A 21,032-nucleotide genomic window follows, 5' to 3' on the forward strand; every position below is an offset into this window, starting at 1 on the left:
ATTTACTATTCAGTTTTCAGAGGACAAATAACTCCCTAGTGGAGTTTTTTTTATTACCTTTCCCACTTTCTAGTATAAAAGTTATGCTGCTAACTCCGAAAGGTATAAGTCACTAAACAAACTTTTAATGCTACTAACTGGGAAATGTCACAAAGCTAAAATTGATTTTTCCAGTTTCCCAGTCAGTAGCATAAAAAATGCAGATTTAAAACCTGCATTTTATCTTTTAATTCACAAAAATAGGCATAAAAAATAACGACCATCGCCATTATCTATTTAAATGTAATATCAAAGTTTGTGATATTTGAAACCAAAAAGTCTTTTAAACTTTGTAAGTGTTCTTTGCTTAATTTTAATGATTCCAGGTTTTCTAATAGAACAATTTGAACGTCTCAACGAAGTTGGTATCTGTTTTTTTCAAGGAAATAAATTAAATCCTCGATAAATCATTCATTAAAACTTGGACTATATTGAATGTCTCTAAGCATTCCATTAACAGCAATTACAAAATTTCTATTTTCAAAACTTTTGATTTGAAAATCAAATGATAATTCTAACTCTTTGGCATCTTTTATTTGTAATTTTTCCATAACAAAATTTTAACACTATTAAAAATAAAAAGTTTTAATTTATAAGATTAAATTTTTAATTATTTTATAATTATAAAGCTATGGGAAAAACAGAAACTTTTGAAATATCTGCTGATCAATATTTAGCTAAATTGATCAAAATCAAGAAAGAAAGAAGCAATATTAACGGTTATATTGCAGAACAACTTCTTCATAAGTTAAAAATGAAACAACGCATCGAAAGAGGTGTTGAATTTTGTGAAGAAATTGGAGTTAGCCCTTCGGCACTTAGTATTTTTGTTAAGGTATTTGAAGTCAATAATGCCAAAGAAATTTTCTTTTTACATAATAGTTCAATTAACGCTAAATATGAAATTGAAAATAATGAAGATCAAAAAATAGTTCAAGCAGCTGAATTAATCAATAAAGCACATCGTAACTTCTTTATTGGGGTATCTGGAGCTTTAGGCAATAATATGGACTTCCAAATTAAGCTTCTTAGAATGAACAAAACAGCTATCATTGTTTGAAACAAGTATGAACAAATTGGAATTTCAAGACTTTTAAACAAAGATGATGTCATCATTGTAAATTCAGTATCACTTCAGCACTCTTGAATGATTGACTTAATCAAATACACAGAAGCTAAAATTATTCTTCTTTCTTCATGAATGCCAGATGAAATCAAAGACAAAGTCACTATCTTTTTCCAAATTTTATCAAAAGAACAAAATGATGGGATGCGCCTTTACGCAATGGAAGGAAGAATGTTTGTCTCTGAAATTTATTATCGTATTTTCAAAGTTATGCAACAAGATCCTAAGAACTTTAAAAACCTTCAAATTACATCGTTTAATTAGCGTTTTTAAGCCTTATTTTAATCAAAACTCAAAGCAATATGAATTAATTGATTTGTATTGCTTTTTTATTCAATTTTGGGCATTTATTAAGCTTATTTTCAGTTATTTCAATTATGAAGGATTGTTAATTTAAAAATAAAAAAATCTCACATCAAATGTGAGATTTGGTAGTAATAAATACTATATGGCGCGCCCGGCAGGAGTCGAACCCGCAACCTTTAGGGCCGTAACCTAACACTCTGTCCAATTGAGCTACGGGCGCATAAATTGGAGGCACCAACGGGATTCGAACCCGTAATCAAAGTTTTGCAGACTCATGCCTTGGCCATTTGGCTATGGTGCCAAGATTGGCATCACAATATTTATGTGCTAATTTATTATACAATAAATTTATTTTTTTCATAACATAAAAATTAAAAATTGGAAAAGTGACGCGCAAGTTAAGTGTCAAAAAAATAACAATGCTTTTTTAATGTTTAAATTATAAAAAAATTAGAGCTAAAAATGAATAAATACTGACAAAGGTAAAATCAAAATTGCAAGCCCTTGTGGCTTGTTTTCTTATAAATTTTGAAGTTCTTTTGCTTCTTTTCTCCGAAAGAAAAGAAGGCCTGTGCGGCAGCGCAATCTTTGAATCTGTAACAAAAGATAGACATAGAACAATACAGCGATAAACTGACATTACACATCAAATGGGCTTCAACCACAAAAATCTAGTTTAGCGCTTAAATACCAAGCTTTCTTTTATTGCTATTAATTTGAATTTTGAAGTTCTTTTGCTTCTTTTCTCCGAAAGAAAAGAAGAGAAGGCCGCGTGCCAACGCAATTAATGTATTTGTAACAAAAGACTGTCATTACAAGACTATTCTTATTTAAACTGATATTTACACAAAAAATAGTTTTTCTTCACATAAATTTGGTTTAGGTCATCATTCTTGAACTTAGCATTTATTGATATTAATTTTAATTTTCTATTGCTAATATTCTTTTGTATTCATCGATTTGTTCTTTGATTCAAAACACGTATTCTTGTGTGAGTGAATTGAAACTTTTACCCTTCGGAATAAATCTTCTAATGTATCTATGAGCATTTTCAATTGAACCTTTTTGATACGAAGCATAAGGTTTACATTTAAATAACTTTTTCTTACCTACCACTTTATGAAGAAGTGTGTTTTCACTACCGTTATCTACTGTTAAGGTTTTTATTTCGAGATTGTATTTTCTTATTAACATCCTTAATGCTTTGTTAATTGATTTTGCATCTCTTTTTGTTAAAGCAATGTATAACTCTCTAGTTTTACGATCTAAAAGTGTGAAAAGAACAAACTTATCTTCTCTTTTACCAACTACTGTATCAGCTTCAAAATGACCTTTTTCTAATCTTAAATTTGCTTCTTTAGGTCTATATTTTACGTCTCTAGCGTGTATCAATGACCTTTTACCTTGCTTTAATGTAGTTTTTGTATAACCACCTCTTGATAAATATAAAAGCGGGTCAAAAGAAAGTTTTATTCTTTGTTGCTTTAGAGCTTTGTAAACTGTGCTAAATGTAGGACAAAAAGCATTTTGATTTGTTTGTTTAAACGAGTTAATCATAAACTTAACAGACATTTTACATTTAATGTTTTTAGAGTTTTTGCTTGCTTTTTTTCTTAATTCTTTAGTTACATCGTTTCAATATTTCTTAAAGTGACTTCACTTATTTTTTTGTGATTCTGACACTATCATTAACCTTTTGGTTTTATAACTAAGCAAATGATTTGATAGTTTTCTGAACGAGAGAAATTTAGTTATAAAAATTTTAGATCCGCAAATTTTGCAAATAACTTTATTTTTTAGGCTTTTATGATAGTCATTTTTTTCAATCATTATTTCCATTTTTTGCTTAACCGTTCTAGATTGATAACCAAAATATTTCGCCGCTTTTGATACTGAATTCAACAATAGAACTTTCAAAATAATTTCCCACATTAAGAGTATAGATATTTGTTTATCTCTAAGCAACCTTTTAGACGAAACATTTGAGTGAAGACGTTTTATCTCATCATCAGATTCTTTGATGATGAAGTGACGGAAGTTTTCAGCATTATTTTTTACACAAATAATATTTTGTTTAGATAAATCTATTAATTTTTTCATATAATAAAAATGTGTCCTTTCTATTTAGCATTATTATTTTACACAATGGACACAAAAAAGTCACACGCATTAAATTTGCGTGTGACTTTTCTAATTTATAATAACATAAAAATGCGATAATAAAGATTTTTTCATAAGTAAATCAAAATTTTCAATAAAAAGTGAAAAAAACTAACTTTTCTGAATTTTTATGCGTGTTTTGTTTAAAATTTTTGTATAAAATACAAAATTTTAGGAGTTTTATGAAATTGAAATGAAATTTATTATTATCGAGTGCTACAATCTTGACAGCAGCCTCAACATTTTCAGTAGTTTCATGTAATGATACAAAAAAAGTTGAAAACAAAGATTCTAAAAATAAGGGTGAGACAACTACAGGTACCACAACACCTGCTACACCAGTTGAAGAACCTAAATCTTCAACTAAGACAGTTGTTACACAAGAAATGCTTAACAGCATTTTAGCAAATAACTTAGTGATTAGTTTAAACCCTGAAGCTGCTTCAAAAACACCGTTTGGAGCTAAAGCTACAGATTTAGTTGTTTCACTTCAAGTTAAAGATTCAAATCCATCTGTAAAACAAGAACACTTAGATTTAGTAACAGTTAATGTTACTACTTCAGTTCTTGGGGATGAATTACTTAAATTAGAACAAGATCTTACAAGATTAGATCAATTCAGAGAATTAGAAACATTATACAAAGATGGTAAAAAACAATTTAATATAAAAATAAGTACACCAAATGAAAGCGGTGATGCAAACTTAGTTGCAAGTAAAAAAGTTGAACAAAGCGGATATTTAAATAAAACACAAGTGGATGAAATTCTTACTGAATCACTTGCTAGTTCATACATTTCAATTTTTAATGAAAGTAAAGTAAAATTAGTTGTTCCAAGATCAGGGAAAATCTTTGATAAAATCAACAACGCTTTCTATGACACAACTAACGCCTTTACATTAACTGAAAAACCAGGAATGAGAGGAAAAGTTCATGTTAATGTTGAAAGTAAACCATTAGAAGGAAAACTCACATATACAAAAATGGCATTTATCGAGCCAGAATCTGTTCTTTTCTACAACAAAAAAGCAGATAAAAGTATTGAAGTTGGAGGGTTCCAAAAATTAGTATTAACAGGATTTGTTCTTGGTTCTAAATTTGATTCAGCTTCACATCCAAAATTAGATAAAGTTCCACTTACAGAAGCAATTGAAGTTAACCTTGCTAGTGCATTTGGAGAAAAAGAAAAATCAGAAATTTCTCCAGAAGAATTTACACCAGAAATTCTTAAACAAATTACTGTATTACCAAGTTCAATCACAGTAAGAGGTGTACAAATCCCGTTAGGTACAAACTTTGTTGAAAGATACCAAGTTGCATTTGAAGTATTAAATGCTGATAAAAAAGCAGGTGTATTAACATACAAAGTATTATTAAATAAACCTACAGATGAAAATGTACTTTATCTTAATTCATTAGGTGAAACAACTACTGAATACCCAGAAGATCCTAAAGCAAAAGGGTTTAATGGTTATTTCGTAGTAGTTGTTAAAGGATTGAAAAAAGAAGTTACACCGGTTGTTGCTCCAGAACAACCAGCACCGGCTGAAGGAGAAGGTTCAGGTTCTAGCACAGATAATAATGTTGAACCAGTGACAAATAATGAAGGTGAAGAACAACCAGAAAACAATCAACCTGAAGAAACTGTTGAAACAACACCATTTACAGGTAAAATTACATTAGTAGAAGGGTTAACAGTTGAAAAAGTTCTTGCTATTAGTGAAGGCTTAACAAATCCAAAAAATAAATTTAAAGAAACAGAAGATCCAAATGTTGTAACTTTTGAATTACAACTTTACGCAAATTCAATAGTAAGACCTAAAGGTTCTGGAACTGATTCCTCAAGAGATGTTCTTAGAGTTGAAGAAGAAGTAAAAAGTTTAATAGTTTTATCAGGAAGTGGAAAGAAAAAAAATATTATAGCTACAGCTTCATTTAATAAACAAGCAGGTGTTCTTTCATTTGTAATTCAAGGAACAGATGAAAAACAATACCCACAATCATTCACAATTCCTCATGAAAATGCAGCAGTAGAATCTAATGATTCATCAAATGAAGAAACTACAGAAGAAACAAGTGGTACAGAAGTTGCAACAGATAGAGAACAACCAGTATCAGAGTCTGAATCACCTAAATCATCAACTGATTCTCAACCAACATCTGAAACAAATAATAACCCTACTACAACTTCTGAAAGCACAGATCCAGCTGCAGCTGAATCAACAGCAGGTTCAGAAAATGTAGAAACTCCAACAGAAGTTACTTCTGAACCAACAGCTTAATTAAATTGTTAAATAGTTAAAAGTAAAACGACATCTATTTGATGTCGTTTTTTGTTGTATAAAAAAGAACCCTTAAAGGGCTCTTTAATGCTTATTAAAAGCTTTTAGCTAATAATTCTTGAACTTCTTTATCTGTATCAAGTTCTAAAGCTTTTTCAGCGATTTTTTTGCATTCTTCGTATGAAAGATTATTAATAAGTTCTCTAGCTGGAAGCACGCTTCTTGCACTCATTGAGAATTCATCAAGTCCAAGTCCTAATAAGATAGGTAATGCTTTTTGATCACCAGCCATTTCTCCACACATACCAGCTCATTTACCGTGTTTGTGTGCTCCATCAATAACATATTTAATTAATTTAAGAATAGATGGGTTTAATGGTTGATAAAGATATGAAATGTTTTCATTCATTCTATCTGCAGCCATTGAGTATTGAATTAAGTCGTTTGTACCAATTGATACGAAATCTGCATATTTACAGAATTTATCTGAAAGCACAGCAGCAGCTGGTGTTTCCATCATAAGTCCAACTTCAATATCTTCTTTTTTAGCAATGTTTGGATATTTAGCAAGCATTTTGTCATAACATCTGTTAAATACTTCTTTTGCATCAATAAATTCTTGAACATTTGTGATCATTGGGAACATAATTGCTACTTTTCCAAATTCACTGGCACGAATTAAAGCATTTAATTGTGTTTCGAAAATATCTAAGTTTGAAAGACAGAATCTAATAGCTCTATATCCTAAGAATGGGTTTAATTCATCTGGGAACTTAAAGTATTTTAAAGTTTTATCTCCACCAATATCTAAAGTACGGATAACAACTCTTTTTCCGTTCATTCCTTCAACTGCTGATTTGTATGCTTGGAATTGTTCTTCTTCTGTTGGTCAATTTTCATTATCCATGTATAAGAATTCTGATCTAAAAAGTCCAACAGCTTCACCGTCATTTTCTAAAACAGCTTCGATTTCTTTTGGTGAACCAATGTTTACTGCAAGTTCAACATGTTTACCATCTTTTGTTACTGATGCTTTACCTTTTAATAATTTAAGTTTTTCTAAGTAATTTGCATATTCTTCTTGAGCTTTTTTGTATTTTGCAACTTCTTCTTCTGAAGGGTTAACTACAACTTCACCCTTACTTCCATCAAGTGCAATTACATCACCCATTTTTGAGTGTTCCATAATTGAGTTTGTTCCAACAACACTAGGGATTCCAAGTGAACGAGCCATAATAGCTGTATGTGATGTAGGTCCTCCGATGTTTGTAACAAAACCTTTAACAAAATTACGGTTTAATTGAACTGTTTGACTTGGAGAAAGATCTTCAGCAACAATAATAACTTCTTTATCAATTCCTAAAAGATCTGGTTCTTCAATTCCGTTAAGAGCAAATAATAATTTTTTAGCCACGTCTTTAATATCAGCTGCTCTTTCACGCATATATTCATCATCCATAGATTCAAAAATAGCTGCAAATTGGTCATAGAATGTTTTAACTGCATATTCTGCAGATGAACCATTTTTAATTTCAGCATTTACACCATCAATAGCAGCTGGATCAAGCACGAAACTAATGTGAGCATCAAAAATTGCTGCATGCTCAGGGTTTGAAGCAAGTTCTCTTGTTTTTTCTAATTTAACTAAAACTTTTTGACGCGCTTCTTCGTATAATTTTAATTCTTTGTGTGGATCTGAAGATGTTTTTGTAATGTCCATAGGTAATTCTTCAATTTTGAATACCTCTGCAATTGCAACACCTTTAGATGCCCCGATACCTTTGATAACCATAATAACTCCTTATTATCAATGTTAATAGTTTTTAAATTTTACAAAATTTACCACAGTAATTTAGGTAGCGCAAAAAAGGGCAAAAATAAAATGTGTAATCATTTACACATTTTAGATTTTGTTCTTATAATAATTTAGCTGCTTCTTCGTCAATTAAGAATGTTACATCATTGTGTAATTGTAAGAAACTAGCTGGACAATCTGAAGAAATAGGCCCTTTAACAGCATCATGAATAGCTTGAGCTTTTGATGATCCTGAAGCTACTAAAATAATTTTTTTAGCACTTAAAATATTACCAATCCCTAAAGAAATAGCGGTTTTTGGGATATCATTAGGGTTATCAAAGTAAATTTTATTTGATTCAATTGTGCTTTGTGTAAGTTGCACTTCTCTTGTTAATTGATCTTTTTGTGACCCAGGCTCATTAAAGGCGATGTGTCCATTTGTTCCAATTCCTAAAATCATAAAATCAATTCCGCCAAGAGCGTCAATTCTTTTGTTAAATTCATCTGCATTTTCTGCAATATTTCCATTTCCATTAGGGAAGTTGATGTTTTGTTTTTGAATATCAATGTGATTGAATAAGTTTTCATTCATAAAGTAGTGGTATGAACATTTGTTTGTTTCTTCAATACCAACATATTCATCTAAATTAAAACTTACAACATCTTTAAAGCTTACTTTTTTATCTTGGTAAGCTTTAATTAAGTTTTTATAAGTTTCAATTGGGCTTGATCCTGTAGCAAAGCAAATTCTGCTATCTGCTTTGCTATTAATTTGATCAATAAACATTTGTGCAGCTTTTTCTGAAAGCTGGTTATAAGTAGGGAAAATTTGTACCTTAATTTCGTTTTTCATTATTTCTCCTTAGATTTTGTTTCCGTTTACATAAACACTTAAAATATCTAAATTCTTTTTATCCAAAATAACAAGGTCAGCTATTTTATTTTCTTTAATAGCACCAAGATCTAAATTCATCATTGTGGCAACATTTGCTGATGTAAGGGCAACTGCATTTTGAAGCGAATACCCAAGTTTAATGATGTTTTTAAAGCTATCATAAAGGGTAATTCCACTTCCTGCAATAGTTCCGTTTTCTTTAATTGTGATTAGTAAATCTTGCTTAATCACAGCAACTCCACCTGATATACTATCACCATTTGGGCCATATGCTGGTTTAATTGCATCAGAAACACAATACACTTTATCAACACCTTTGTTTTGAATAGTGAATTTTACTGTCTGAGCACTTACGTGATTTAAATCAACAATTAATTCAGTATATACATTAGGATTCATTAAAGCAGCTTGGGCCATTCCTGGTTTTCTTGAATCAACCCCACTCATTGCATTTCATAAATGGCACACCGAAGCACAACCATTTGCAAAGTATTCTTGGGAAATATCAAATGAAGCATCTGAATGTCCAATTGAAGGGATGATGTTAAGATCAAACATTTTCTTAAGCACATTAAGATCAACCATTTTAGGGTCAAATGAAATTTTTCTTAACATTTTATTAGAAGCTTGGTACATTTGATTTAAATTTTCATCGCTAGCTTTTAATAATCATTCAGATTTGTGAGCACCTTTTTTATTTTCACCAATATATGGACCTTCAATGTGAAGACCTAAGTTTTTGCTGACTCATTTTTTGTTTGAACTAATTTCATTTAAAGAAGCAAGAATTTTTTCTCATGAATTAGTCATTGCAGTAGGCATAAAAGAAGTAACTCCATATTTAGCTAAATTCTCAGAAATAATTTCCGTTGCTTTAGTCCCTTCCATTACATCATAGCCAACAAAACCGTGAATGTGTGTGTCGATAAATCCGGGGATAGCAAGCTTTTCCGCTTTTTGCTCTTCCTTAGCAACAATTTTAGATATTTTGTCATTTTCGATATAAATGTCTGCACATTCAATTGTGCTATCAGCGTTTACAACTGTAACATTTTCAATAATTTTCATTAATGCAAACCTCTTCTTGAAGATTTTTGATAATTAAATAATAATTTTTAGATTAATACTTTTGTATATAATTTTATTACTTATTTATAATACATTTAATAATCTGCATAAAAATTAAAAAAATATGAAAAAAGCTTTTGTTTCATATTTTTAATGTATAATAAATATCGAACACACCGCAAGTGATGTTCGGTTAGCAAAAAAATTAAAAAATATTTTGTTAATAAAAATTTTTATGCTATAATAATTTAGCAAACAAACGCAAGATGCCGATTTAGCTCAGCGGTAGAGCAGCTGGCTGTTAACCAGTTGGTCGTTGGTTCAATCCCAATAATCGGCGCCATTATATGGTCTGTTGGTGAAGCGGTTAACACACATGGTTTTCATCCATGCATGCACGGGTTCGATCCCCGTACAGACTGCCATTTATGGAAGATTAGCTCAGCTGGGAGAGCGTCGCCCTTACAAGGCGAATGTCATGGGTTCGAGTCCCTTATCTTCCACCACGCCGTCTTAGCTCAGTTGGTAGAGCAACTGACTTGTAATCAGTAGGTCGTAGGTTCGAGTCCTATAGACGGCACCATATGCATATGCATATTTTTTTATAACTTTTTTAAGCGCGAGTGGTGAAATTGGCAGACACGCTAGATTTAGGCTCTAGTGCCTCCGGCATAAGGGTTCGAGTCCCTTCTTGCGCACCATGTTTTAGTGTCTAACGATGTATAGTCGTTAGTTTTTTTAATCAATTTTTGTCAATTTGCTTAAAGGTTGCATGATTTTTTATTACAATTTTAATGTCAAAAGATGAATAAAGGGTGTAAATCTCTCAAATTAAGTTATGGAATTCTCTTTGTTGAATTTACCTTATGAACAGTGGGGCAAATTCAACAAAAGTGATTTATAAAGAAATTTTGGAAATTTATATTCTATAAAATATTTTGTCTTTTTTCAAATGCAATTATTTTATAGAATTTTTTATTTATCTTATGACACATTAATGTTTCAGGAGGTTTTTATGAGAAATTTAAACGATTATATTGAAGTTGTAGAAAGCCAAATCGGTTATGAATTTCAAAACAAAGAGTTGCTATATCAAGCATTTACAAGAAGAAGTTACTCTATTGAAGAAGGTGGAGAAAATAACGAAGTTTTAGAATTTATCGGAGATAAAGTGTTAAATTTATATGTTACTAAAATTCTCATGGATAAATATGGATTTCAAAATGATTCAGACGAATTTGCTACTCGCAAATACAAAACAGAAGGTAGACTAACTAATTTGATGAAAAGACTTGTAAATAAGCACACACTTTCAAGTAGAATCGAAGAAATGGAACTAGAAGATCTTCTTTATATGGGTAAAGGTGACAATAAACAAAAACGCCACCAAGAAGCATCTGTTAAAGAAGATTTATTTGAAGCAATTTTAGGAGCAATTGCCATTGATTCAAATTGAGATCCGAAATCTTTAGAAGAATCTGTAGGAATGATGTTAAACATAGAAAATCTTCTAGATAAAAATTTCAAAGAAGAAGATTATGTCACATTTATTCAAGAGTGAAACCAAAAAGAACATGGTGAAATTCCAGTTTATGAGTTTATTGATTGTTATCCAAAGAAAAGAGATCCGTTTGATTTCGGTTTTACTACAACTTATATGCGAAATTATGAAAATAAAAAATATCTTGTGAAATTGAGTCTTAGTACACCAAGAGGTCAAAAATTATATCAAGTATTTTCAGATAGCAAATCTGAAGGAAGAAGATTGGTTGCTAAAGAAGCATATGATGATTTATGAAAACATGATGAATTATGGACAATTAATGATGAATGTCCAGAAGATTTAACTCTACAAAATTCAATTTCTACACTTCATAATTTAGCTCAAAAAGGTTATATTTCAATGCCAGAATATTACATTCCAGAAGAAGAATTATATGATGAAGATGGAGATCCTTTTTGAGAAGTTACTTGCAAAGTAAAAAGCGAAGATATATCTTGAACAGCAAGCTGAGATTCTAAAAAACAAGCAAAAAGATATGCTGCATATTTATGTCTTTGTGAAATTTTTGATTTAGAAGATGAGTATGAAAATGAATAATTAACACATTACAATTCCTTTTATGAGAACTATGTTTTTACAAAAATGGTTTTATGAAAGGAATTTTTTTATAATTTCACACATAAATTTGGAATTTGTATCAGATCATTTGCATTTCAGGGCTAAAAAGCCAGAAAAGAATAAAATTTTATATATAAAACGAAGTTTTTTAGGTGAGATAATGAAGTATAAAAAATGAGCTTTTATTTAACAAGCATTAGTGCTCCTTTTGTCACGACACTTGCAGCTAGTGCTGCTGCAAGTGAAACAAATACAGAAAATAGTCCATATAATTTAAATTACACAGAAGAACAATTATCAACATTGCATACAAAAATTGATACAGAATCTAGCCATGAGTTAGCGGATTTTGAATGATACACAGAACAAATTGATGGTTTAAAAGGGGAGTTTGTAACTAATGGAAAAGGTACTGAAGAAACTTTTGAATCATTAAAAAATGAAGTGCTTAGTCTTATCAAAATTTATAATAGAGATGTTGATAAAGGAAGAAGTGGTGAAGAACAAGCTGCAAAATACAAAAAACTTATTATTTCTAATTTTAAATATTTTATAAACACCGTAGCTTTTATTAAGGTAAATCTTATTCCGAAACAATTAAACGAAAAATTAGAGAAAATTAATGAAAAAACAGAAGAAATCAAAGAAAAAGGTTATAGCAAAGAATATGAGAATTTAATAAACAATTTCAATGAAAACGTTCAAACAAACACACATTTTAGAGTACTTTCGTATTGATTAAAAGAAGCTGAATTAATTAAAGTTTTATATAGCACTATTCATCAAGAATCAAGAAATGACATATCTAAAGAATGACTTCTTGAGTATTTAGATAAGCAAACTTGAATCATTCAAGGAAACTATCTATCTTTAAAAGAAAAAGAAGCCTCAATTAATCAATTGAATGAGGATAATAAAAATTTAAGTACCGAAAATGCAGATTTAAAAGAAAAAATATCTAATCTAGAAAGTGCTTTAGCTCAAAAAGATAAAGAACTTTAAAAAAATTCTTTTGACTCTGTAAAATTATCATTATTAAGCACTGAAAATTATAATAATAAAATTAGAGGAATTGTTGGATCTGTATTTTCAGGGGTTTTTATGTTTTTAAGCATTGTTCTTGTAACTTTCTTAATCAGACTAAAACACAAAAATACAAAATAAAATAATTTAAAGAAAATCCAGGTTATTCTGGATTTTTTTGTATACAAAAATAATGATTCAATATAATTTAGATATGAGAAAAAACAAAAAAATTTTTTTACTTTCCTTATCCACACTTGTAATCCCAAGTGTTTTTATTAGTTGCAATGAAGCTCAAAAAATTACAATTGAAAAAGAATTAAATGAGCAAATTTACAACAAAGATCAATTTCTTTTTCTAAAAGAGTTAGGTAATTTTTACAAAAAAGGAGAAACTGTATTAATATCAGAGAATAACTTTCAAGAGAAATATTTAGAAAATATTTCTGATTTTAATGTGCTTTTTAATAATGCCTACAATTTAGATTCACTTGCATTACAATTAAGTAAGAACAAAATCAACTCTATAAAAAAAGACTTTTTTAACGGTAATTTCTATGTTAAAAATATTCAATTAGCCCTTTTAGACATAATTTCTCACATCGATAAATATTATTCTATTTTTCCTAATCTTATCAAAATAAACAACATGAGAATGATTGGTTTTATTAATAACGAAGAACAAATCAATTATTTAGAAAAGATTTTAACTTTTTACTTTAAAGCCTATAAATTCAATGGAAAAAGTTTAAAAAGGGTAAACATTCAACCACTTAATTCTTCGTCTAATAAACTTTATTTACAAATTTCTTTTTATGATCAAGATGACAAATTAATTTTTGAAAATTCTTCTGCTTTTCTTTTTGATTTTTTTAACTACAACCGTGCTTCAAGCTTTCCAACTTCGTTTAAATTAGAAATTCCTGATCAAGTTGCTTTATTTAATGAACAAGTTCAAAGCTTTAATATTGCTCTTGATAATAATTTATTAGGTGTTAGAGATGTTGAAGACCTTTTAGAAAATGGTATTTTAGATTATAAAATGACAGCAAAAGGTTTTTTAGCACTTCTTGAACAAGCTAAAGATTACTTTAAAGTAAGTGTTCCTAATTACATCAACAGCAAATACACCTTTAAAATAGATATAGAAAATTCAAGCAGTACTAATTTGCTTAATAACTCAAATTCAATTAATAAGATCTACTTGAATAAATTTGATAAAAATGGGAATTTATTAGATAACACTTATCTTTATTCAATTGATTTTTCATCTCATAAACACCTTTTTAATGGTTATAAAACAAGCATTGATAATGATGATCTTTTTGACTTATATCACTATAATTCATATGAAAAAGATGAGCAAGGCAATATGATTGGTTCAAGCCAAATTAGTTACAGTGACTTTAAAAACATTCTTATTAATAACTTAGATTTATCTATTGAAAAATTAAGCTCCAAAGTTGCATTTTGAGGTAAAAAGCAAAGTGAAATTGATCCATATGAGTTTTATTATTCTAATCAAAATCAACTGCTATTTTTAAATTGAGTAGCTTCAACTTTCATTAATGGATACTTAATTAATTTTGATATGCCAGGAGAACTTTTTGAACCCCTTATTGTGGAATTTAGTGATGCAAAAATAAACCAAAACCAAGCTGGAATAATTGATGTGAATGTCAAAATTAAAGGTTTAAAAAATAAATTAACTTACGATGAATTTGAATATTCAATTAAAGGATTTAAAGGATTTTCTAAAGCAAAATAACAAATTGCAAAAGGCTTTTTAAGCCTATTTTTTGCATAAATTTATTATTTTTATTTAATTAATAAATTATAATATTTTTAATATGAAAAATATTGGGGTAGATTTAACTAAAATATCTCGCTTTGCTAACAAAGACATTAATTTCGCAAAGCGAATTTTATCTATTTCAGAATTAGCAATTTATAAAAAAGTACCAAAAGAAAGAAAACCTCTTTTTTTAGCTCGTTCATGAGCAATTAAAGAAGCAATTTTTAAAGCAAATAATGATTATGCTAAATTTACCGAAATTGATTTGTCTAAAGAAGATAAAAAATGAGTTTTTAAAAACTTTAGCATTTCAATTTCACATGATGATGACTTCATTGTTGCTTTTGTGGTTGAAAATGATTAATTTTAGGGAGGGGAAATGAAGTTAACAATAAAACCAATTTTCAAGAAAATTTTATTTGTATTTCCATGATTAAATAGACTTAGAAGGATTTTTTCTTTATCTAGAAAATATCGTAAAACACCTGAGAATGTGCCTGCACAATTAAGAAATGATTTTTTAAGCAAGCTTTCACGTAAAATTTTAGACATTTATAATGTTGATTTAGAAGTATTTGGCGCTGACAATCTTCCTAGTTCAGGTAATGTAATGCTTGTACCAAACCACAAATCAAACGCTGATTCATTAGCAATTATGGCAGCTTTATGAAAGGTGCAAGATGATCCAAATAAAGAAAGAAAAGTTCCAACTTTCTTAGCTAAAAAAGAGCTATTAGATTGAAGAATTCTTAGAAATGCACTTTCATTAAATGATGCTTTTGCTATTGATCGTAGTAACTTTAGAGAAAGTTTAGAAGTTCTTAAAGAGTTTTCAGCTTTTGTTAAGGAAAATAAAACTTATGGTGTTATTTTCCCTGAGGGGACAAGAGTTAAAGGTAAAGAACTTGGTAAATTTAATTCTGGAGCTTTCAAGGTAGCAAAAAATGATTATTACACAATTGTTCCAGTCGCAATTAACGGTAGCGAAACTGTATTTAATAAAGGTAGAAAAGGTCGTTTAAAAGTAGTAGTATCATTTTTAAATCCATTAAAACCAATTGCTTACATGACTCAAGATCCTAAAGCTGTTGCTGAAAGAGTAAGAAAATTAATTCAAGAGGAAATAGATAAAAATGAATAATACAGAAAATACACTTCAATTTGAGAAACTAGAAGAGTATAAATTTAAAATCGGTAAATTTGATGGTCCATTAGATTTATTGCTTTCACTTGTAAAGGATAAAAAAATAAACATTATGGACGTGGACATTGCTGAAATAGCAACCCAATATTTACAAATTATTAAACACCTTCAAGATAGCGAAATTAACTTAGCTGGAGATTATCTTTTAATGGCAGCTACCTTGATTCAATTAAAAGCTAAAATGATTCTTGAAGAACCGGAAGAAGTAGCTGAAGTTGAAGAAGAAAAACAGAACCTTATTCAACAACTTATTGAATATCAACAATTTAAAGAAATTAAGGAAGCTTTAAAAACTTTCCAAGATGCTCGCCAGGATATTTTTATTAAAAAACCAAGTAACATTGATGAATTTGTGGTGGATTCAAATGATGCACGACTTGATGGAAAATCAAACATTGTTAAACTTGTAAGCACACTTCGAAAAATGTTTGAAAGAGTGTATGCTCAAAAATTAAGAATGACTAAGCTAGAAACATTTAAGCTTACACCGGCAGATCAATTTGATTTTATTATGAACTTACTTAAACAGAAAGAAACCCTTTCTTTTGAAGAAGTTTTTACTTTACCTAGCTTAAATCACTTTGTGGTTACATTAATTGCTGTGCTTGATCTTTCAAGAAGACAAAAATTAATTATTGAGCAAGAAGAACAATTTGGGGAAATTGTTATCAAAAGGGGGCCTGAATATGAAAAATAAGATTTTAGAAGCTCTTTTATACATTCAAGGGGATGAAGGGTTAACATTAGAGCAAGTAAAAGAAATTTTTAACTTAAATACATTAAGCGAAGCTAAAAAAGTTTTAGTAGATTTTCATAAAGATTTTAACGAGCAAGATCGAGGGCTTAAAGTAGTTGCTTTTAATGAAGTGTATAAATTAGCAACTAGAGAAACAGTTAAAGATTTTGTTAGCAAAATGGTAAATGTTACAAAAAAACAAAGACTTTCAAATGCTGCTATTGAGGTGGCAGGAATTGTTGCTTACAAGCAACCAATTACTAGAGGCCAAATTGCAAAAATTAGAGGTGCAGCTTCTGATCAAGTTGTTAACACACTTTTAGTTAAAGGAGTTATTGAAGAAGTTGGGGTTTCACCAACACAAGGAAATCCTGTTCTTTATGGAGTTACTCCTAAATTTTATGACCACTTTAAATTAACAAACATGACTGATTTACCTAAAATGAGAGACTTCAACTATGTTGATGGAGTTGAAAACGAAGATCAAGACTTCAATTTATTTACAAGTCAAAGACAAGATTAAATTTCCTATTTTTTAATAGGATTTTTTATTATTTAAAGGAAATTTATGCAATTAGAAAAAATTACAGCTACTAAAAATGATCAAGGAAGAAGTTTATATAAACTTCTAAGTAAATATTTTGACAATGTTCCTAAAAGCAAATTAGAGCAACTTTTTAGAAAAAAAGATATCAAAGTTAATGGTAGAAGAAATCTTCCTAAAGACTACGTTGTTCAAGAAGGTGATCAAATTTGAGTTTATGGAATTAGCGATGTTTCTAAAGAAGAAGAAATTATCAAGGTAAATCACAATTTCACTATTTTACACGAGGATGCTAATATTTTAGTCATTGACAAAAAAGAAGGTATTAGCATCCATGATGGTGATAATTGCTTAGATAATCAAGTTCTTAGCTATTTAAAATACAAAAAAACTGATAGCTTTAAACCAAGCCACATAGGAAGGTTAGATAAAGAAACCAGCGGAATTATTGTGTACGGAAAAACTTATGAAGCTGTAGTGCAATTCAATAATGCAACTAATAACTTCACTAAGAAATATCTTTTTATAAGCGATTTTAATTATGATAAAAAAGAAGTGGTGCTTTATCAATATATTGATAAAGAAACTCAGAAGTTAAAATTTAGCACTAAAGAAAGAAAAAATTCAAAAATGGCACATACTATTTTAACTTATGATGGTAAAAGAAAAGAAGCAGAAATTCTTACTGGAAGAAAGCACCAAATTAGAATTGCCCTAAAATTCCTAGGTTATCCAATTTACGGAGATAAAAAATATGGTGGCAAAAAAGCTAAGCGCTTAATGCTACATTCATATTATTTAAAATTAAATGGCCTTGAAGGTGCTTTAAAATATTTAAATGGTTTAGAGTTTATCTCGCACCCTAAATGATAAAAGGAGCTACAATGAAACACATTAGTAAAGAAAAACTTTATGAAATAGTTAACTCATTAATGCTTGAACCAAGCAAAGAAGTTATTGAAGGTATCTTAGAAAAATGAGAGACAATCCAAAATGATCTTGAAGATATTAAAGCTTGAGATTTAGAAAATGTTAAGCCAATGACACATATAAATGAACAGTTACACATTGATTTTTTAAGAGAAGATGAACCAGCAAGCTTACCAAGCATTAATAAAGAACAAATCTTAGCAAACGCAACTGAAAAAGATGATTCATTTGTAATTACAACAAAGGTGGTCGATTAAAAATGAAATTAGTAAAACAAAAAGGAAACTTAGAAAAAGCACTCATTGAGCTTAAAAATGATCATAATAATGCTGTGGCTTTTGTGTATGAAAATGGTTATAGAGAAGATAGCGAAGGTATTTTAAATGGTAGCGTAATTACTATCAAAGATGTTTTTGCTACTAAAAATGCTCCAACAAGATCTTCAAGTAAAATTTTAGGAAACTTCAATCCATTTTATAATGCAACTGCAGTGCAAAAACTTTTAGATGCAGGTGCTATTGCTGCTGCTAAAGTAAATAATGACGAGCTTGCTTTAGGTGGAACTGGAACTTATAGTGCTTTTGGTCTTGTAAAAAATAAACTAGATCCAAGAAGATTTTCAGGAGGAAGCTCTTCAGGTTCAGTTGTAACTCTTACTGAAAATGTGTCAATTGCTTTAGGTAGTGATACCGGTGATAGTGTGCGTCTTCCAGCTTCATTCCAAGGGGTTGTAGGGTTTAAACCAAGCTATGGAGCAATTAGTAGATATGGAATGTTTGCTTATGCTTCTTCGCTTGATACAGTAGCTTACTTTGCTCACAATGTAAATGATATTTTTGCTGCATCTAAAGCGATGTTTGGTAAAGATAAAAAAGATATGACAAGTGTTAATGTTGAGCTTAATAAACTTCAAACAAGCAAACCTAAAAAAGTTGTAGCCCTAGATTTTAGTATCTTTTGTAATTCTTATGTGAATGAAGCTTTTGATAACTTACTCAAAAAGCTTGAAAATGAGCAAGTTGAAGTTCTTAAAATTAATCCTAATTATGACATTTTAAAAGCTATTAAAATTGTGTACCAAGTAGTAAGCTTCTCTGAAGCTTCTTCAAATTTATCAAATCTTACAGGAATTAGCTTTGGTTCAAGAGTGAATGGAAACACTTGAGAAGAAATTATGAAAAACACTCGTTCTGAGAAATTTGGAAAAATGGTGCAAGAAAGATTAACTTTAGGAAGTTATTTCTTATATAGTGAAAACCAAGAGGAAATCTTTATTAGAGCTCAAAAAGCAAGAAGAGTGATTAAAGATTATATTGACTCTCTTCAAAAGCAAGGTGATGTGGTTATTTACCCAGCTTATCGTGGAATTGCTCCATTATTTGATGAAGTGCAAGAACCAAACTTAATGGATTATATTCTTACAGGTGCTAATTTAGCGGGTATTCCTTCAATTACAATTCCGTTTGGAAGCTTTGATAATATGCCATTTAACCTTTGTTTAGAAAAACAAATTTATCAAGATAATGAGTTATTAAACTATGCTAATTACTTTGAACAGTTAATTAAAGGAGGGAACTAATGAATAATTTTGAAACAGTTATTGGGATCGAAATCCACGTTGAACTTAAAACCCAAACTAAAATGTTTTCTCCTTCAAGAATTGATTTTGAAGCGGCTCCAAATACTTGTGCAAATCAAATTGATTTAGGTTATCCAGGTACGCTTCCACTTATTAATAAACAAGCAGTTAAATACGCTGTAGCTTTAGCTAAAGCTTTAAAAATGGAAATTGATGATGAACTTCACTTTGACCGTAAGAATTATTTTTATCCAGATTTACCTAAAGGTTTCCAAATCACTCAGTATTATAGACCTATTGGTAAAAATGGTGTCTTAAGCATCGAAACTTCAAATGGACTTAAAGAAATTCAAATTGAAAGAATTCACCTTGAAGAAGATACTGCAAGACAGCACCATGATGAAAACGGAACAAAGCTCGATTATAACCGCGCTGGAATTCCACTTATTGAAATTGTGTCTTATCCAACAATTAAAAATGCAGATGAAGCTGCGGCGTATGTCGATATGATCAAAAAAACAGTGCTTGCTTTAGAAATTTCTGAAGGTAAATTAGAGCAAGGATCATTAAGAGCTGATATTAACATTTCGCTTAGACCTTTTGGAACCAAAGAATTTGGGACAAAAGTTGAAATTAAAAATATGAACTCGCTTTCAAATATTAAAAAAGCAATCGAATATGAAATTGCGCTTCAAAGAGAAAAAATTCTTACTCACCAAGAAATTCTTCAACAAACCAAGCGTTTTGATGACCAAAAAAACATCAATGTTGTTATGCGTACCAAAACAGGAACAACTGATTATAAATACTTCCCAGAGCCAAATATTCCATTTATTAAGCTGTCAAAAGAATTTATTGATTCAGTGATTTTAAAAGAGCTTCCTTTAGAGAAGAAAAATAGATATTTAGAATGCAATATCCAAAACATTTATGTTCAAAGCTTAATTGACGATATTGAGCTTTCAAAATATTTTGATTCAATTCCTTATCCAGATAAAGATAAACTTTCTAAAGTATTTTTTGCTGAAGTTGTATCCCTTGCTAATGCCAAAGGAATTCATCCAGTTGAGCTTAAAATCAAACCTGAATTTATCCAGCAGTCATTAGAATTACTTGAAGAAGGTGTTATTTCAGGTAAGTCACTTAAAAAACTTATTCCACTTTTAGCTGGCTTTGAAGGTGATGTTAACGAGCTTTTAGAAAAAGAAAATCTTAAACAAATTTCAGATCCTAAATTAATTAACAATCTTATTTCAGAAATTATTAACGGAAATGAAGAATTAATTAGCGAATATCCAAATCGTCCTGAAAAAGTTGTTAAATTTATTTTAGGTGCTATGATGAAAAAAACTGGTGGACAAATTAACCCACAACTTGCAAATGATTCAACAGTTGAATTTTTAAAAAATAAATTCAAAAAATAAT

The 21,032-nt window shown here is 29.5% G+C and carries 18 protein-coding genes and 7 tRNA genes; 18 read left to right on the forward strand and 7 right to left on the reverse strand.

All coding sequences use genetic code 4. From position 1 onward, the window contains the following. Nucleotides 1-272: 272 nt before the first annotated feature. Complete coding sequence (locus GOQ20_RS01395) at nt 273-590, reverse strand: hypothetical protein (RefSeq protein ID WP_167845119.1); 318 nt, start codon at nt 588-590, stop codon at nt 273-275. Between the two features lie 80 nt (nt 591-670). On the opposite strand from GOQ20_RS01395, the gene GOQ20_RS01400 reads away from it, so the two are divergent. Beyond that, nucleotides 671-1,429 (forward strand): hypothetical protein, encoded by a 759-nt coding sequence (locus GOQ20_RS01400; protein ID WP_167845120.1) that lies wholly within the window; start codon nt 671-673, stop codon nt 1,427-1,429. Nucleotides 1,430-1,614: 185 nt separating this feature from the next. Here GOQ20_RS01400 and GOQ20_RS01405 read toward each other — a convergent pair. The 3 genes from GOQ20_RS01405 to GOQ20_RS01415 form a co-directional block, all read right to left on the reverse strand. Then, nucleotides 1,615-1,691, reverse strand: a tRNA-Arg gene (locus GOQ20_RS01405). Nucleotides 1,692-1,697: 6 nt separating this feature from the next. Continuing rightward, a tRNA-Cys gene (locus GOQ20_RS01410) sits at nt 1,698-1,772 on the reverse strand. Between the two features lie 620 nt (nt 1,773-2,392). Continuing rightward, the gene (locus GOQ20_RS01415; protein WP_167845067.1) at nt 2,393-3,571 is read right to left on the reverse strand and encodes an IS30 family transposase; all 1,179 of its coding nucleotides are present in this window, start codon (nt 3,569-3,571) and stop codon (nt 2,393-2,395) included. 242 nt (nt 3,572-3,813) lie between these two features. Here GOQ20_RS01415 and GOQ20_RS01420 point away from each other — a divergent pair, with 242 nt between their 5' ends. Continuing rightward, nucleotides 3,814-5,913 carry a hypothetical protein gene (locus tag GOQ20_RS01420; RefSeq protein WP_167845121.1) on the forward strand — a complete coding sequence of 700 codons (2,100 nt, stop codon included), beginning with the start codon at nt 3,814-3,816 and terminating at the stop codon, nt 5,911-5,913. Between the two features lie 94 nt (nt 5,914-6,007). Here GOQ20_RS01420 and ptsP read toward each other — a convergent pair whose 3' ends face one another. From ptsP to nagA, 3 genes are all read right to left on the reverse strand, one after another. After that, nucleotides 6,008-7,705: a phosphoenolpyruvate--protein phosphotransferase gene (ptsP, locus tag GOQ20_RS01425; protein WP_167845122.1), complete on the reverse strand. Its 1,698-nt coding sequence runs from the start codon at nt 7,703-7,705 to the stop codon at nt 6,008-6,010. A 124-nt stretch (nt 7,706-7,829) separates the two neighbouring features. After that, entirely contained in the window at nt 7,830-8,564 is a 735-nt protein-coding gene (gene nagB, locus GOQ20_RS01430) for a glucosamine-6-phosphate deaminase (RefSeq protein WP_233091235.1), read from the reverse strand. Nucleotides 8,565-8,573: 9 nt separating this feature from the next. After that, nucleotides 8,574-9,674, reverse strand: a complete 1,101-nt coding sequence (nagA, locus tag GOQ20_RS01435) for an N-acetylglucosamine-6-phosphate deacetylase (RefSeq protein WP_318028586.1) — start codon at nt 9,672-9,674, stop codon at nt 8,574-8,576. 268 nt (nt 9,675-9,942) lie between these two features. Here nagA and GOQ20_RS01440 point away from each other — a divergent pair. From GOQ20_RS01440 to gatB, 16 genes are all read left to right on the forward strand, one after another. Then, a tRNA-Asn gene (locus GOQ20_RS01440) sits at nt 9,943-10,017 on the forward strand. Between the two features lie 6 nt (nt 10,018-10,023). After that, nucleotides 10,024-10,099 (forward strand) — tRNA-Glu (locus GOQ20_RS01445). A 5-nt stretch (nt 10,100-10,104) separates the two neighbouring features. Next, a tRNA-Val gene (locus GOQ20_RS01450) sits at nt 10,105-10,180 on the forward strand. A gap of 1 nt (nt 10,181) precedes the next feature. Then, a tRNA-Thr gene (locus tag GOQ20_RS01455) sits at nt 10,182-10,257 on the forward strand. A gap of 34 nt (nt 10,258-10,291) precedes the next feature. Beyond that, a tRNA-Leu gene (locus tag GOQ20_RS01460) sits at nt 10,292-10,375 on the forward strand. Between the two features lie 314 nt (nt 10,376-10,689). Beyond that, the gene (locus tag GOQ20_RS01465) at nt 10,690-11,775 is read left to right on the forward strand and encodes a ribonuclease III domain-containing protein (protein WP_167845123.1); all 1,086 of its coding nucleotides are present in this window, start codon (nt 10,690-10,692) and stop codon (nt 11,773-11,775) included. A 195-nt stretch (nt 11,776-11,970) separates the two neighbouring features. Continuing rightward, nucleotides 11,971-12,798 (forward strand): hypothetical protein, encoded by an 828-nt coding sequence (locus tag GOQ20_RS01470; RefSeq protein ID WP_167845124.1) that lies wholly within the window; start codon nt 11,971-11,973, stop codon nt 12,796-12,798. Nucleotides 12,799-13,033: 235 nt separating this feature from the next. Further along, nucleotides 13,034-14,587 (forward strand): MAG3240 family lipoprotein, encoded by a 1,554-nt coding sequence (locus GOQ20_RS01475; RefSeq protein WP_167845125.1) that lies wholly within the window; start codon nt 13,034-13,036, stop codon nt 14,585-14,587. An 82-nt stretch (nt 14,588-14,669) separates the two neighbouring features. After that, on the forward strand, nt 14,670-14,978 hold the full coding sequence (locus GOQ20_RS01480) for a holo-ACP synthase (protein ID WP_167845126.1): 309 nt from the start codon (nt 14,670-14,672) through the stop codon (nt 14,976-14,978). Between the two features lie 15 nt (nt 14,979-14,993). Then, on the forward strand, nt 14,994-15,755 hold the full coding sequence (locus GOQ20_RS01485; RefSeq protein WP_233091236.1) for a lysophospholipid acyltransferase family protein: 762 nt from the start codon (nt 14,994-14,996) through the stop codon (nt 15,753-15,755). Then, nucleotides 15,748-16,515 carry a segregation/condensation protein A gene (locus tag GOQ20_RS01490; protein ID WP_129620391.1) on the forward strand — a complete coding sequence of 256 codons (768 nt, stop codon included), beginning with the start codon at nt 15,748-15,750 and terminating at the stop codon, nt 16,513-16,515. The genes GOQ20_RS01485 and GOQ20_RS01490 overlap by 8 nt, the downstream gene beginning before the upstream one ends. Beyond that, nucleotides 16,505-17,077: an SMC-Scp complex subunit ScpB gene (gene scpB / locus GOQ20_RS01495; RefSeq protein ID WP_129620392.1), complete on the forward strand. Its 573-nt coding sequence runs from the start codon at nt 16,505-16,507 to the stop codon at nt 17,075-17,077. The genes GOQ20_RS01490 and scpB overlap by 11 nt, the downstream gene beginning before the upstream one ends. A 45-nt stretch (nt 17,078-17,122) precedes the next feature. Then, nucleotides 17,123-17,971 carry a pseudouridine synthase family protein gene (locus GOQ20_RS01500; protein WP_167845127.1) on the forward strand — a complete coding sequence of 283 codons (849 nt, stop codon included), beginning with the start codon at nt 17,123-17,125 and terminating at the stop codon, nt 17,969-17,971. Between the two features lie 11 nt (nt 17,972-17,982). Beyond that, entirely contained in the window at nt 17,983-18,285 is a 303-nt protein-coding gene (locus GOQ20_RS01505) for an Asp-tRNA(Asn)/Glu-tRNA(Gln) amidotransferase subunit GatC (protein WP_129620393.1), read from the forward strand. A gap of 2 nt (nt 18,286-18,287) precedes the next feature. Next, nucleotides 18,288-19,607: an amidase family protein gene (locus GOQ20_RS01510; RefSeq protein ID WP_167845128.1), complete on the forward strand. Its 1,320-nt coding sequence runs from the start codon at nt 18,288-18,290 to the stop codon at nt 19,605-19,607. Continuing rightward, nucleotides 19,607-21,031: an Asp-tRNA(Asn)/Glu-tRNA(Gln) amidotransferase subunit GatB gene (gatB, locus tag GOQ20_RS01515; RefSeq protein WP_167845129.1), complete on the forward strand. Its 1,425-nt coding sequence runs from the start codon at nt 19,607-19,609 to the stop codon at nt 21,029-21,031. Before GOQ20_RS01510 ends, gatB begins: the two co-directional genes overlap by 1 nt. Nucleotide 21,032: the final 1 nt, after the last annotated feature.

It is taken from the genome of Mycoplasmopsis gallinacea (assembly GCF_012220205.1).
Classification (GTDB): Bacteria; Bacillota_I; Bacilli_A; order Mycoplasmatales; family Metamycoplasmataceae; genus Mycoplasmopsis; species Mycoplasmopsis gallinacea_A.